Below are 14,413 nucleotides of genomic sequence, written 5' to 3'. Positions count from 1 at the left end.
CTTTCCCGCAACGGCGAAGGACCCGAGCGCCGGCGTGGGCGCTCGGGTCCTTCATCGTGCGTCAGCGGGCTGCGACCTCGGTCGCCGCCTCCGCATCCGCTGCCTCGACCGCGTCGGCGTCCCGCTCGTCGCCGAGCTCGTGGTCGATCGCGACGACCTCCTCCGGGGGCAGCGGCGCGGCGCCGGCGCCGGCGAGCCGCTCCTCCCCCGCCGCCTCGCGCGCCTGCTTCTCGGGCACGGGCATCGCGCCGGACGCGCGCAGCGCCTCGTAGTGCGCGATCGCCTCCGCCTGTCGCTCGCCCTCGGCGCCGGTCGCGATCTTCGCGCGCAGGTGCGCATCGGTGAGCCCGAACGCCGAGACGAGGTCGAGCGCGTGCGGGCGCAGCTTCTGCAGCAGCCGCTCGATCGTCGAGGTGACGGCCTTCGAGCGGGCGCCCGACAGCCGGCCGTTCTCGAGGTGCCAGGCGGCGTGCTCCTCGATGATCGTGAGCGCGAAGAGGTCGCGGACGTGCGTCATGACCTTCTTCGTGGCCTCGGGCATCCGCTCGACGGCCGCGTCGAGCGCGTCGTACTGCTGCAGCTCGACCCACGCGCGCGCGGCCTCGATGAGCTCGTGCTGCTCGGCGTTGAAGGCCGCAGCGGCCTTCTCCTGGTCGCGCGGCGCGTGGCGCAGGCGACCGGCGATCTCGGCGACCATCGTCTCGACGCGGTCCTCGAGCATGTCGCGCTGGAAGTCGCGGTCGCGGATCGCGACGGATGCGTTCTGCACGCGGCGCAGGTCGCGCACGTCCTGCCCGAGCGTCCGCAGGCCGACGAGGGCGGTCGCGCGGTCGAACAGCTGGTCGGCGGCGAAGCGCGCGATGTCGGCCTTCGACGCGCCCTTGAGCTGCTTGGCGAAGTCGCCGAGCAGGCGCTTGCCGACGAGCTGCAGCAGCACGGTGTTGTCGCCCTCGAACGTCGCGTAGACGTCGAGGTCGGCGCGCAGCTGCACGAGCCGGTTCTCGCCCAGGAAGCCCGCGCCGCCGCAGGCCTCGCGCGCCTCCTGCAGGGTGTCGAGCGCCTGCCAGGTGGAGAGCGACTTCAGCCCTGCCGCGAGGGTCTCGAGGTCCTCGCGCTCCTCGGGGGTGTCGGTGCGGCCGGAGAACACGCCGTCGAACTGCGTGAGCAGGATCGCGTGCGCGTAGGTCTGCGCGTAGGCCTTCGCCAGGCGCGTGAAGAGGCGGCGCTGGTGCCGGCGGTAGTCGAGCAGCACCTCCTCCTGCGCGTCGCTCGACGCGTTGAACTGGCGCCGCTCGGTGCCGTAGCGGATCGCGATCGCGAGCGCCGCCTGCTGGGCGATGACCGCCGCGCCGTCGAGCGAGACGCGCCCCTGCACGAGGGTGCCGAGCATCGTGAAGAAGCGGCGGCCGGGGCTCTGGATGGGGCTCGAGTAGGTGCCGTCGGCCGCGACGTCGCCGTAGCGGTTGAGCAGGTTGGTGCGGGGCACGCGCACGTGCGTGAAGTGGAGGCGCCCGTTGTCGATGCCGTTGAGGCCGCCCTTGTAGCCGTCGTCCTCGCCGCCGATGCCGGGCAGGAAGGCGCCGGTCTCGTCGCGGAGCGGCACGTAGAAGGCGTGCACGCCGTGGTCGACGCCGCGGGTCACGAGCTTGGCGAACACGACGGCGTCGCGGCCGTGCAGCGCGGCGTTGCCGAGGTAGTCCTTCCACGCACCGCGGAACGGCGTGTGGATCTCGAACTCCTCGGTCTCGGGGTCGTAGGTGGCGGTCGTGCCGATCGACGCCACGTCGGAGCCGTGGCCGGTCTCGGTCATCGCGAACGCCCCGGGGATCTCGAGGCTCATGATCGCGGGCAGGAAGGCGTCGTGGTGGCGCTGCGTGCCGAGGTGCAGCACGGCGGCGCCGAAGAGGCCGAACTGCACGCCCGACTTGATCTGCAGGCTGGGGTCGGCGAGCACGAGCTCCTCGAAGCCCGCGATGTTGCCGCCGTGGTCGTCCTGGCCGCCGAGCCGGGTGGGGAACGCGGCGAGCACGGCGCCGTCGTCGACGAGCTGGCGCATCTGGTCCATCACGCGCTCGCGGTGGGCGGCGACCGTCAGGTCGTCGAGGCGCTGGTAGCGCGGGTCGGCGGCCTTCGCGCGCGCGGCGAGGCGGCGCTCGGGCCACGCACCGAGCAGGTCACGACCGAGCCAGTCGACGTCCACCTGCGCGTGCTGTCGGGGCTCGGTGCTGCGCGAGCGCTGGCGACGGTCGAGGCGTGCGGTTGCGGTGCGGTCGGCCATGGATCCCCCTTCCGGATCGGATGCGCCCCCACGGTAGGCGCGCCCCGCGGGTCCGTCGCGGGCGTTGGCCACCCCCGCAGAACGGCCGGGGACCGGCCCGGTGGCACTTGTGCCGCATCCACAACCGCCCGACGCATCCGCTGTCGGAACAGGCACCCCCGCGACGGCGGCTCAGCCGCGCCGCGGCACCGGCAGCGGCGGCAGCTGCGCGCGCTCGGCGACGATCTCGCGCACCTGCGCGTCGGCGACGCGGTCGGCCTCCGAGCGCAGCACGAGCGGCGCCATCGCCATCGCGTCGCCGTCGGCGCCGCGCACCACGTAGACCGACATGCACTGGGTCGCGAGCTCGAGCTCGTCGGTGCGCGGGTCGCCCGTGCGCGTGCGGGCGAGGATGTGCATCGAGCGCGGGCCGGTGTGCAGCAGCCGCGTCTCGATCTCGACGATGTGGCCGATGTGGATCGGCCGGTAGAAGTGGATGCCGCCGGTGTAGACGGCCACCGGGTCGGCGCCGGCGTAGCCCGCGGCGCACGCGGTCGAGGTCTCGTCGATCCAGCGCATGACGATGCCGCCGTGCGCGTTGCCGCCCCAGTTGACGTCGGTGGGGTTCGCGAGGAAGCGGAAGGTCTCGGACGGGCCGGTCATCGCCGGCGAGAACTGGATCGCGGTGTGCAGGTCGTGGATGCGCTTCCGCGCCTCGATGCGCTCCTCGCTGCCGCGCGCGAGCAGCTCGTCGTCGCTCGTGCGGGGCCGCCACGGCGGCACGGCCTTCGCCTTCCCCTGCTCGTCGACCGCCACGAAGACGAGCAGGCAGTCGAGCGCCACCTCGAACTCCCCGGTGCGCGGGTCTGCGGCCTCGACCGTGACGAACACGTGCATGCTCGACCGGCCGGTGTGCGTGATGCGGGCGCTCGCCTCGATGAGGCTGCCCGGCCGGATGGGCGCCGTGTAGTGCACGTTGCCGACGTAGGCCGTCACGCAGTACGACCCGGAGTAGCCCGCGGCGCACGCGAAGCCGGCCTTGTCGATCCACTCGAGCACGCGGCCGGCCTGGACGGTGCCGCCGCCATGCGCGGCATCCGTGGGTGCGGCCATGAACCGCAGCGTGATCCGATCGCGCATGAAGAGCTCCTTCGCCGGGACCGATCCTGCCAGTTCGGCCGAGCGGAGGGCAGGGTCAGGAGCGGATCGGCTGGCGTCAGCCCTCGAACACCGTCGCACCGTCGATCATCGTGAGGGCGACGGGCATGGCGCGGAGCGCTGCGGCGACCGCGCGCGGGTCGTCGTCCTCCGGCAGCGGCGCGGCGAGCACCGCCAGGTCGGCGGGCTCCCCCGCCGCGAGCCGGGAGCGCGCCGAGATGCCGACGGCCTGCTCGAGCGAGACGGCCTCCTCCGGCTGCCACGGCGACTCGTCGCCGCGCGTGCGGGTGACCGCGGTCGCGATGGCGAGCCACGGGTCGAGCGGCGTGACCGGCGCGTCGGAGCCGAGCACGACGGGCACGCCGGCGTCGAGCAGGCTGCGGATGCGGTAGGCGTCGCGGCTGCGGTCGGCCCACAGGGCGGCGGTCAGCTCGCGGTCGTCGAGCGCGTGCTCCGGCTGGATCGAGGCGACGATGCCGAGCCTCGCCATCCGCGGGATGTCGACGCCCGCGACGAGCTGGGCGTGCTCGATCCGTCCGCCCGTCATGCCGGCGCGCTCGAAGGCATCGATGGCCGCGGTGACGGCGGCATCGCCGATCGCGTGGACCGTGGCGTCGAGGCCGATCTCGCCGGCGCGCGCGAGCAGCCGGTCGAGCTCGGCCTCGTCGACGTTGCGCACGCCCGTGGTCGCCGGCGATCCGCCCCAGCCGTAGGGGTGCGCGGTCCAGGCGGTGCGGGTGCCGAGCGATCCGTCGAAGATCACCTTCAGCCGGCCGACGCGCGCGCGACCGGCGATCGGGTCGCCGGAGCGGATGCCGCGCTCGGCGGCGAGCTCGAGGTCGTGTCGGTAGACGCCCGCCTCGACGCGCGTCGGCGTCGCACGACCCGGCCTCGCCCAGGCGCCGACGGCATCCTCGAACTCGAGGTCCACGACGCCGACGACGCCGCGCGCGGCCGCGGCGGCGAGCGCGTCGACGACGTGGCCGTCGAGAGCTGCCGGGTCGAGCATCCCCTCGATCGCGGTGAGCGCGGCGAAGGCCGCGTCCTCGCGCAGCAGCGGTCCCTCGAGCTCGACGCCGAGCCGGCGGAGCATCGCGGTGTTGGGCCACGAGCAGTGCACGTCGCTCGACACCACGAGCGTCGGCACCGAGCCGGTGGCCGCGTCGAGCAGCGCGCGCGTCGGCGGCGAGGGCCACAGGCCGTCGCGCATGCCGACGAGCACGAGCGGGTCGGTGCCGCGGTGCGCCGCCGCGGCCTGCCTGGCGATCGCGGCGGCCTCGTCGGCGCTCTCGGCATCGAGCACGCTCTGCCGCGTGCGGTGCCGGGCCCACTGGCCCATGTGCGTGTGCTCGTCCCACAGGCCGGGGATGACCACAGCGCCCTCGAGGTCGCGGCGCTCGCCCACGGCAGCGGTCGAGCCGGCGAGGCTCACGCGCTCGATCTCGCCGTCGAGCAGGTCGATGTCCGAGAGGGTGCCGTCGAGCAGGCGGGCGTTCGCGAGGCGCATGCCTCCATTGTGGGGCGAGCGCGCGCTCGCACCCGCCATCCGGGCGAGCCGCAGCGGCGGGTCAGCGTGCCGGAGAACCGCTGCGCGCGACGCGTGCCAGGTCGATGCGGGTGCGGGGCGTGCGCTGCCGCAGCAGCGAGACGATCGTGCCCACCGCGCCGAGGGCGCCGATCGTCGTGAGGAGCAGGATCCACGTGCCGTCCAGCGGGACGTGGCTGAGCCAGGTGCCGTCCATGGCCCGATCCTCCGCCTGTCGCGGCGGGCGCGCCAGTGCCCGGATGCGGTCAGGGCGCCGGGACGGTGTCGAGCTCGACCTTCGGCGCGCGATCCCGGCGCACCGAGAGCGACACGAGCGCGGCGACGGCGCACAGGCCGGCGGCGGCGAACCAGGCGACCGTGTAGTGGCCCATCGCATCGCGCACGACACCGACGAGCACGCTCGCGATCGCGGCACCGATCTGGTGCGACGCGAAGACCCAGCCGAATACGACCGGCGCCCGCTCACCGAAGTGCTCGCGGCAGAGCGCCATCGTAGGCGGCACGGTCGCGACCCAGTCGAGGCCGTAGAAGACGATGAAGACCACCATCGGCGGCTGCACCTCTGCCGAGAGCAGGAACGGCAGCGCCATCAGGCTGAGGCCGCGCCCGACGTAGTAGATGACGAGCAGCAGGCGCGGGTTCCAGCGGTCCGTCAGCCAGCCCGAGAGCACCGTGCCCGCGATGTCGAAGATGCCGACGAGCGCGAGCAGTCCGGCCGCCGCCGTCTGCGGCATCCCGTGGTCGTGCGCGGCGGGGATGAAGTGGGTGCCGATGAGCCCGTTCGTCGTCGCACCGCAGATGGCGAAGCCGGCGGCGAGCGCCCAGAAGGTGCGGTGGCGCACCGCCTCCCGCAGCCCGTCGATCGCCGCGCGGGCGGGGTTCGTGCGCGGCGCGCTGCGCGGCACGACCGCCGGTGCCGCCACCCCGCGGGCGCCGGGCTCCGCGTCATCGCTCCCCGCCGCATCCGGAGCGCCGAAGGGCGTGACCCCGCGCGCCGCCGGGCTGTCGTGCAGGAAGAGCAGCACGAGCGGCACGACCGCGAGCGCGCCGAGCGCGACGAGCAGGCTCGCCTCGCGCCAGCCCCACTCGGTCGCGAGCCAGGCGGTCGGTGGGAGGAAGACGAGCTGACCGGTCGCGCTGCCCGCGGTCAGCACGCCGGAGACGGTGCCGCGGTGGCGCACGAACCAGCGCTGCGTGACGACGGCAGCGAAGACGAGCGCCATCGAGCCGGTGCCGAGGCCGATCATGACGCCCCACGTGAGCAGCAGCACCCACGGATGCTGCGCGAGCGTGCCGAGCGCGGCGCCGCCCGCGATCACGACGAGCGCGGCGGCGGTGACGCGCTTGAGGCCGAAGCGCTCCATCAGCGCGGCAGCGAACGGCGCCATGAGCCCGTAGAGCAGGATGTTGAGCCCGACGGCGGTGGAGAGCTCGGTGCGCGAGAAGCCCAGCTCGGTCTCGATCGGCACCATGAGCACGCTCGGCGCAGCGCGGAAGCCGGCCGCCCCCACGAGGGCGAGGAACGCGACCGCCGCGACGATCCACGCGGGGTGCAGGCGGCGAGTGGTCACCGGGACATTCTGATGGAGAGCGCCGTCGGCAGGCAGCACGCCCGCGCACTCGGCGCGGGCACGTGCCCCGACGGGATCAGGACCGTCGAGCAGCTCACAGCCCACCCGCCCAGAGCCGCTCGGTGCTGACGCGGTCGGTGCGGAGGCGGCGCTGGGGCGCAGCGGTGCGGGCGTCGCGCTCCTGCGCGAGCCGCTCGTCCGCCTGGCCGATGCGCTGCCGCGCGCGGTCGTCGGCGGTGCGGTCCCGCAGCAGCGCGAGCCGCTCGGGATCAGCGGGGGTCCTGGGCGCGCGCTCGGCGATGAGGGCGCGGATCGTGCTCGTTGCAGCCACGATCGCGATGGCGGAGATGACGATGATCCAGATGATGTCCATGGCAGGAAGTCTGCGCTTGCCAAGATCCCGCCACCAGTGGCAGGATGGCCAATGCTCGGCAAGATCCTGCCAGACTCGGCAGGGCCGATCCCGACCTCCCAGTCGGGTCGAGCGCACCGCCGAAGGAGCCCCATGCTGAAGATCGCCTGCATCGTGGATGACGACGTGAGCGTGTTCGAGCTCGCGGTCGCGGCCGAGGTGTTCGGCACCGACCGATCCGACCGCGGCGTGCCGCGCAACGACTTCCGCGTCGTCACGCCCACACCCGGACCCATCCGCCTCGCCGGCGGCCTGAGCCTGCCGGTGATGGTCGGCGAGGGGCTCGACTTCGCCGACGAGGCCGACGTCGTCATCGTCACCCCCTACGACGAGTGCAGCATCCACGGCGAGTGCTCGCTCAGCGTCGCCCGCGTGCTGCAGCGCGCCGTCGCACGCGGCGCACGCGTGCTCACGATGTGCACGGGCGCCTTCATCGCCGCGCGGTCCGGCGTGCTCGAGGGCCGCCGCGTCGCGACGCACTGGCGGCACGCCGACCAGCTCGCGGCGCAGTTCCCCGAGCTGGTGGTCGAGCGGGATGCGTTGTGGGTCGACGACGGGCCGATCACGTCGAGCGCCGGCACGGCGGCGGCGATCGACGCGTCGCTGCACATCGTCCGAGAGCTGCAGGGCGCGCAGGTCGCCGGCATCATCGCCCGCTCGATGGTCGTGCCGCCGCTGCGCGATGGCGGCCAGTCGCAGTTCGCGGTCGGGCCGGTCGCCGAGCAGCGGGCAGAGACGCTCGCCCCGCTCATCGACTGGATGGTGGAGCACATCGACGAGGACCACTCCGTCGCCTCCCTCGCGCGCAGGGCGCGCCTATCGGAGCGCACCTTCGCCCGCCGCTTCCGCGAGGAGCTCGGCACCACCCCGGCAGCGTGGCTCGCCTCGCAGCGGGTGCAGCGCGCGCAGCAGCTGCTCGAGGCGACCGACCTCGGGCTCGATGCCGTCGCCCAGCAGGCGGGATTCGGCACCGCAGCGCTCCTGCGTCACCACTTCACCCGGCAGCTCGGCGTGGCGCCGTCGGCCTACCGCCGCCGCTTCGCGTGCGTGGAGCCCGAGGACGCGGCCGGCTCGGCCGCGCCGGTGGCGATGGCGCAGCCGGCCGAGGGGTAGCGCACCGCGGGTCAGGGCCGCAGCACGATCCTCGGGCGGTGCAGATCGACCCGGGGCAGCGGCGCTCGTCGGCGATGACGCCGGGCGAGGGCTCGCCGTGCGCGGTGCTCGATGCTGTGCGGTTCATCGCTGTGCGGCTCGGCGCTCTGCGGCTCGACGCTCTGCGGCTCGACGCGCAGCGGCTCGATGTCGGCGCTCCGCCCGACGGCATCCGGCAGGCGGATGGCCAGCGGGGACGCGGCATCCACAGCCATCGACCCCGCGGCGACCGGCTCCGCGGTCGACCGCGAGCGTGCGCTGCGACGCACCGGCTGGAGCCGCGAGACGACGCGCCACTGCCCTGGCCGCGGCCCCGCTCGTTCGACGACGAGCCGCCCGGCGTGCACCTCGTGGTGGTGGTAGGCGCAGAGCAGGATGCCGTTGTCGACGTCGGTGGGACCGCCGAGCAGCCAGGCGAGCACGTGGTGCGCCTCGCACCAGGCGGCCGGCATCCGGCAGCCCGGCGCCTGGCAGCCGTGATCGCGGGCGGCGAGCGCCCGCCGCTGCGCGCGGTTGAAGAGGCGCTTCGCTCGCCCGAGCTGGAGCACGTGACCGCAGTCGTCGGTGACGGCGATCTGCACGAAGGCGTCGCAGAGCATCCGAGACGCCACGTCGACGGGCACGACGTCGCCGGTGTGCTCGACGCGCACGGAGCGCTCGCGGTGCTCGGCCCCGTCGAGGGCGGCGGCAAGCGCCTCGATCGTGCCGGTGATGAGCAGCGTCGGCGCTTCGCCGCCCACGGTCGGCGCGCGACCTGCGGCGGCGTGCTCGCGCACGATGCCGACCAGCACGTCGTGGCGCAGCTGCGCGGGGCTCCGGCCGTCGGGGACGTCGTCACCCGCATCGTCCCCCGCTGGCGCGTCTGGGTCGCGGAAGCGCACCGCGACGCGCGGGCCCTCGTACGCGTCGAGCACGGCCTTGAGCGCCGAGCCCTCCTCCGGCGGGGACACCAGCGTGATCACCCACATGCCGTCGGCGCGGCGGCCCACGGTGAGCGATCGCATCGCCCGCTGCCGCTCGGCTCCCGGCAGCACGCCATCGGGGTCGAGCACCGCGGCGTACATGCGGCCCTGCACGACGAGGAGCTCGGGCACGAGCGGCGCCGTGGGGGCGGTCGCCGCGTCGACGAGCGCCCGCTCCGCCCACGCCAGCTCGCGCTCGTCGGCGCGCGGCTCCGCGGGCCCGAGCGACTGCAGGATCGCGTCGGCCTGCGCGAGCGACAGCTCGCCGTCGGCGAGTGCGCCCGCGACGTGCGGGAAGCGCGCGGGCAGCATGCCGCCGGACAGTGCCGGCCGAGCGGAGGTCGCGGCGGCGACGGCGAGGAGGTCGGCAGCCTGGCGGCCGCGCAGCCCGAAGACCGAGCCGACGCACTCCTTCGCGCTGCGGTGGCCGAGCTGGCGGCACAGCGCCTCGTCGACCGAGCCGCGCGAGCGCTCGGCCACCTCTGCGGCGAGCCGCACCCGCTGGGCGTCGACGACCCGCGAGAGCTCGGCGGCGCGAGCCAGCAGCGCGGTGACCTCGGCGTCGGGGGCGAGCGACAGGCCGTCGAGCCCGGCGAGCATCGTGCGGGCCGCGTCGACCGCTGCCGCTGCCTGCTCGATCCGGGACATCATCGCCTCCTCTTGCCCGCAGGGTAGATGGGGCTACCCACATGGACCGCTGCAGCCGCATCCGTCCGCACGAGGCTGTCGGCGGCCGCGGGCTGGGAGCGAGCGCCAGCCGTCGGGCGTACCGTGGCGCGCACCGTGCGGCGCGCACCGGAGCGTGCTCTCCGCGCGGTGGTCATCGCACGTGCGTCGCACGTGATCACCCGCACGGGTCATGGAGGTTCGCATGCGCATCGTCGTCATCGGAGCGACCGGCAACGTGGGCACGGCGCTGCTGCGCCGGCTGCACGCCGCCGAGGAGGTGTCGGCGATCACAGGCGTCTCGCGGCGCGGCCCCGAGCGCGGCGGGGAGCCCTACGACGGTGTCGAGTGGCACCGGATCGACGTCTCGGACCCGACGTCCGGGCCAGCGCTCGAGCGCGTGCTGTCAGGCGCCGACGCGGTCGTCCACCTCGCGTGGATCATCCGCCCCAACCGCGACGAGCAGCTGCTCGAGCGCACGAACCTGGAGGGCTCGCGCCGGGTGTTCGAGGCCGCGGCCGCGGCGGGCGTGCCGCACCTCGTCGTCGCGTCGAGCATCGGCGCCTACGGGCGCCCGGACGCGACCCCACCCGGCTCCGAGCGCGCCGACGAGTCGTTCCCGCGCCACGGCGCCCCCACCTCGCACTACGGGCGGCAGAAGAGCGCGGTCGAGCGCATCCTCGACGACGTCGCCGCCGCGCACCCCGAGATGGTCGTCTCCCGGCTCCGCCCGGGACTGATCTTCCAGGCGGAGGCGGCGCCAGAGATCCGCGACTACTTCCTCGGCGCGCTCGTGCCCCGCACGCTGCTGCGCGCGCTGCCGCTCCTGCGACTGCCCGTGCTGCCGTGGCCCGCCGGCATCGTGACGCAGGCGGTGCACGCCGACGACATCGCGGATGCCTACTGGCGCGTGCTGCGCGGGCGCGCCGCCGGCGCCTTCAACGTCGCCGCGGAGCCGCCGCTCAGCCCGCAGTCGGTCGGCCGGCTCGTCGGTGCGCGACGGTGGCTGCCGATCCCGGTGCCGGTGGTGCGCGCGCTCGTCGCCGTCACCTACCGGCTGCGGCTGCAGCCGACGGACCCCGGTTGGGTCGACATGGCGGCCGTGACGCCGGTGATGGCGACCGACCGCATCCGGGCGCTCGGCTGGTCCCCGCAGCACAGCTCGATCGACACGCTGCGCGAGCTCGTCGCGCGGCTCGGCGCGCGCGGTGGCCTCGGCAACGCCCTGCACCGATCCCGCAGCCCGCTGGAGTGAGGCGGGCGCGCGATCGGATGCGCCGCGCGTGCCGGACCGTCGTCAGCCCAGCAGGCTCCAGCGCTCGGGCATGTAGCCCTCGGCCTGCAGCACGAAGCGTCCGATCGGCGTCGCCGGTCGCTTCCGCACCTTGGCGACCGAGGAGCGCAGCTCCTTGAACGGCTTGCCGTAGACCGTCACCTCGCGGCTGCCCTCGAACGCCTGGTCGGGGCGCTCGCGCGGGATCGTCAGCAGCCGGCCCGTCGCCCACGCGGGCTCCTTCGGCATGACCGGCTGCAGCTCGATCTCGCGCTTCTCCGGGAAGAGGAAGCCTCCGAACGCCACCGGTGCACCGCCGTCCACCGGGGTGAGCCAGCGCATCCACTGCCCGGGGTCGAACTCGGGCAGCGGCGATGCGGCGCGTGCCTCGAGGGCACGACGCGTGCCGACGAGCCACCGCTCGTACTCGCGGTCGTCGTCGCCGTCGGCGACGTAGAGCTGCAGGTCGAGCAGCGCGTCGTCGCCCTCGAGCGCGTGCTCCTCGATCTCGAGGGTGTCGGCGCGGACGGCGCCGTACGCCCACGGGTGGAGCGCCTTGCCGAAGCGGGTGGCCGCCTCGATGAGGAGCCCGCCCGATTCCTCGTCGCGCTCGACCTCGACCCGGAACGCGCTGCCGCTCTCATCGAGCGCCCAGAGCCCGTAGGGGTTGACGGGCTGGTCGCCCTCGCGCTCCGCGGGCGGCTCCTGCGGCTGGAAGCGCTCGGCGTGCGAGGCGATGAGCAGGTCCCGCTCGTCCGACTCCCACTCGTCGTCGAGCGTCGTGTCCAGGCGCACCTCGGCGCCCCGCGGCTCGGGCTCGAGATCGACCTCGACCATCCACCCACCGCGCTCGTCGAGGTCGACGACCTGCTTGAGCATCGTCGAGTAGATGCCCGGCGGCAGCTCACCGGCGCCCTCGGGCACCAGCACGTACGTGCGCGCGAGCCCGCCCGGCGAGTTCGAGAGCGCGATCTCGACGATCGGCCCGCGCCGGGACTCGAGGAAGCCGTGGAAGGGGAAGTCGAGCTCGCCGACGGTCTGCGTCACGCCTCCACGCTAGCCGTTCATCTCAACGGAGCAGCTGGTCGCAGGAGGGGATAGTGCCCTCGCGGCGCCAGCTGCTCCGTTGAGGATCAGGCGAGGAGGGCGCCGGCGCCGGGCGGGAGGGTGAGCGCGTCGGCGAGCGTGACGTCGGGATGCGTCTGGAAGCGCAGGTCGCGGCGCGAGACGGGCACGGTCTGCGGCTCGGTGCCGAGGTTGAGCACGATCTCGACCGCATCCGCCATGCCGGCCCGGCGGGTGAGGCGCAGCACGCGCGTCTGCTCGTCCGCCTCCACGAGGTTCCGCGCGTAGTGCGGATCGGTCAGCGCCTCGAGCTCGGCGCGCAGCGCCGCGAGCTGCCGGTAGCCCTCGAGCACGCGCGCGTGGCCCTCGCCCTGCAGCTCCGCCCAGTCGAGCTTCGAGCGCTCGAACGTCTGCGGGTCCTGCGGGTCGGGCACGACGGCCGGGTCCCAGCCCATCTGCTCGAACTCCTCGAGCCTGCCCTCGGCCGTCGCCTTGCCCAGCTCGGGCTCCGGGTGCGAGGTGAAGAACTGGAACGGCGTCGACGCCGCCCACTCCTCGCCCTGGAAGAGCATCGGCGTGAACGGGCCGCCGTAGAGCAGCAGCGCCGCGCACAGCAGCTGCGACTCGTCGAGCACCTCGGTCGTGCGGTCGCCGCGCGCCCGGTTGCCGATCTGGTCGTGGTTCTGCGCGCTCACGACGAGCCGCCATGAGAGCGAACGCTCGGTGTCGATCGGATGCCCGTGGTCACGGCCGCGGAACGACGAGTAGGTGCCGTCGTGGAAGAAGCCGCGCTCGAGCGCCTTCGCGAGCGCCGCGATCGGCTCGAAGTCGGCGTAGTAGCCCTCGGTCTCGCGCGTGAGGGCGACGTGCACGCCGTGGTGGAAGTCGTCGGACCACTGCCCGTCGAGCCCGTAGCCGCCCGCCTCGCGCGGCGTGATGAGCTTCGGGTCGTTGAGGTCGCTCTCGGCGATGAGCTCGAGCGGCCGGCCGAGGTGCGCCGACAGCGCCGCCGTCTCGATCGCCATCTCCTCGAGGATGTGCAGGTCGCTCTGGTCGACGAGCGCGTGCACGGCGTCGAGCCGCAGCGCGTCGACGTGCATCGTCTCGAACCAGTAGCGGACGTTGTCGAGGATGTACCGGCGCACCGCGGGCTCGGCGAGGTTCACGTGGTCGCCCCACGTCGAGCGGCCCTCGCTCGACAGGTAGGGGCCGTAGAGCGGCAGGTAGTTGCCGGAGGGGCCGAGGTGGTTGTAGACGACGTCCTGCACGACCGCGAGGCCCGCGGCGTGCGCGGCGTCGACGAAGCGCTGGTAGGCGTCCGGGCCGCCGTAGCCCTCGTGCACCGCGAACCACGCGACGCCGTCGTAGCCCCAGTTGTGGGTGCCGTTGAAGCCGTTGACCGGCAGCAGCTCGACGTGCGTGACGCCGATGCTGCGCAGGTGGTCGAGCCGCTCGGCTGCCGCGTCGAGCGTGCCCTCGCTCGTGAAGGTGCCGAGGTGCAGCTCGTAGAGCACGCCGCCGGCGATCGGGCGACCGGTCCAGCCCGCGTCCTGCCAGCCGTGCGCGGATGCGTCCCAGGCACGGGAGCGCTCGTGCACACCGTTCGGCTGGCGGAGGCTCCGCGGATCCGGGCGGACCGCGTCGTCGTCGTCGATCTGGAAGCCGTAGTCGCCGGCGCTCGCGAGCGCGTGCCACCAGCCGCCCTCGCCCTGCGACATCTCGACGGTCTCGTCGCCCGCCACCACGCGCATCCGCGCAGCGGTCGGTGCCCACACCCGGTACTCGTGCAGCTCGCTCATGTCCCCCATGCTGGCATCACGCTGCTCGGAGCCCGATGTGTATGGCGTGCACGGATGGCGTCGGCGCGGTCAGGCGTCGGCGGCGTCGCCCTCGCGAGGCGCACCCCGGTACCAGCGGCCGGACGCCGGGAGGGCGAGGAGCACGCCGCCGACGAGCGCCGCGAGCGCGATCCCGACCGTCTCGGGCGCGGGCGATCGCGTCGCCGCCATCGCGAGCAGCGCGAGCAGCCCGGCGCCGATGCCCGCGATGAGCGCGAACCACCGCGCCCACTCGCGGCGACGGCTCGCGAAGAGCAGGACGACCAGCAGCAGCACGAGCGGCACGACCGCGCCGACCACGCCGAGCGCCAGCTCGGCGGCCGTCGGCTGCCCACCGGGCAGGTCGATCGTGGCGAAGAAGAAGACGGTCAGGAGCGCCATGAGCCCGGCGAGGCACAGGAACGCGACCCACAGCAGCACGAGCCCGATGCGCACCGACCACGGCGGGTCCGCGGCAGCAGGCCGCCCCGGCTCAGCACCGTCGGTGCCAGGCGCCTGCCCCCGCCGCGCCAC

12 protein-coding genes are annotated in these 14,413 nt (G+C 74.3%); 2 read left to right on the top strand and 10 right to left on the bottom strand.

Translation table 11 applies throughout. The features are described from left to right. Positions 1 to 61: 61 nt before the first annotated feature. From EDD26_RS06510 to EDD26_RS14935, 6 genes are all read right to left on the bottom strand, one after another. Entirely contained in the window at positions 62 to 2,278 is a 2,217-nt protein-coding gene (locus EDD26_RS06510; protein WP_123696965.1) for an acyl-CoA dehydrogenase family protein, read from the bottom strand. Positions 2,279 to 2,449: 171 nt separating this feature from the next. Continuing rightward, positions 2,450 to 3,397 carry an acyl-CoA thioesterase gene (locus EDD26_RS06505; protein WP_123696964.1) on the bottom strand — a complete coding sequence of 316 codons (948 nt, stop codon included), beginning with the start codon at positions 3,395 to 3,397 and terminating at the stop codon, positions 2,450 to 2,452. 76 nt (positions 3,398 to 3,473) lie between these two features. After that, complete coding sequence (locus EDD26_RS06500; RefSeq protein ID WP_123696963.1) at positions 3,474 to 4,922, bottom strand: amidohydrolase; 1,449 nt, start codon at positions 4,920 to 4,922, stop codon at positions 3,474 to 3,476. 61 nt (positions 4,923 to 4,983) lie between these two features. After that, positions 4,984 to 5,157 (bottom strand): hypothetical protein, encoded by a 174-nt coding sequence (locus EDD26_RS14635; RefSeq protein WP_170165556.1) that lies wholly within the window; start codon positions 5,155 to 5,157, stop codon positions 4,984 to 4,986. 49 nt (positions 5,158 to 5,206) lie between these two features. Further along, entirely contained in the window at positions 5,207 to 6,532 is a 1,326-nt protein-coding gene (locus EDD26_RS06495; RefSeq protein ID WP_245989789.1) for an MFS transporter, read from the bottom strand. 94 nt (positions 6,533 to 6,626) lie between these two features. Beyond that, the gene (locus EDD26_RS14935; protein WP_245989787.1) at positions 6,627 to 6,905 is read right to left on the bottom strand and encodes a hypothetical protein; all 279 of its coding nucleotides are present in this window, start codon (positions 6,903 to 6,905) and stop codon (positions 6,627 to 6,629) included. Between the two features lie 132 nt (positions 6,906 to 7,037). On the opposite strand from EDD26_RS14935, the gene EDD26_RS06490 reads away from it, so the two are divergent. Next, the gene (locus tag EDD26_RS06490) at positions 7,038 to 8,057 is read left to right on the top strand and encodes a GlxA family transcriptional regulator (protein ID WP_123696962.1); all 1,020 of its coding nucleotides are present in this window, start codon (positions 7,038 to 7,040) and stop codon (positions 8,055 to 8,057) included. Positions 8,058 to 8,068: 11 nt separating this feature from the next. Here EDD26_RS06490 and EDD26_RS06485 read toward each other — a convergent pair whose 3' ends face one another. Beyond that, positions 8,069 to 9,706, bottom strand: a complete 1,638-nt coding sequence (locus EDD26_RS06485; protein WP_170165555.1) for an HNH endonuclease signature motif containing protein — start codon at positions 9,704 to 9,706, stop codon at positions 8,069 to 8,071. Between the two features lie 223 nt (positions 9,707 to 9,929). On the opposite strand from EDD26_RS06485, the gene EDD26_RS06480 reads away from it, so the two are divergent. After that, a complete protein-coding gene (locus EDD26_RS06480; RefSeq protein ID WP_123696960.1) occupies positions 9,930 to 10,979 on the top strand; it encodes an NAD-dependent epimerase/dehydratase family protein in 1,050 nt (349 codons plus the stop codon). A gap of 42 nt (positions 10,980 to 11,021) precedes the next feature. Here the strand turns inward: EDD26_RS06480 and EDD26_RS06475 are convergent, their stop codons facing one another. The 3 genes from EDD26_RS06475 to EDD26_RS06465 form a co-directional block, all read right to left on the bottom strand. Next, positions 11,022 to 12,044: a hypothetical protein gene (locus EDD26_RS06475; RefSeq protein ID WP_123696959.1), complete on the bottom strand. Its 1,023-nt coding sequence runs from the start codon at positions 12,042 to 12,044 to the stop codon at positions 11,022 to 11,024. A gap of 86 nt (positions 12,045 to 12,130) precedes the next feature. Beyond that, the gene (gene treZ, locus EDD26_RS06470) at positions 12,131 to 13,861 is read right to left on the bottom strand and encodes a malto-oligosyltrehalose trehalohydrolase (protein ID WP_123696958.1); all 1,731 of its coding nucleotides are present in this window, start codon (positions 13,859 to 13,861) and stop codon (positions 12,131 to 12,133) included. Between the two features lie 69 nt (positions 13,862 to 13,930). Continuing rightward, positions 13,931 to 14,413 carry a hypothetical protein gene (locus EDD26_RS06465; RefSeq protein WP_123696957.1) on the bottom strand — a complete coding sequence of 161 codons (483 nt, stop codon included), beginning with the start codon at positions 14,411 to 14,413 and terminating at the stop codon, positions 13,931 to 13,933.

The sequence above is a fragment of the Agrococcus jenensis genome (genome assembly GCF_003752465.1).
GTDB classification, from domain to species: Bacteria; Actinomycetota; Actinomycetes; order Actinomycetales; family Microbacteriaceae; genus Agrococcus; species Agrococcus jenensis.
The sequence above is the reverse complement of the archived record's forward strand: the minus strand, read 5'-3'. Positions and strand labels throughout refer to the sequence as shown.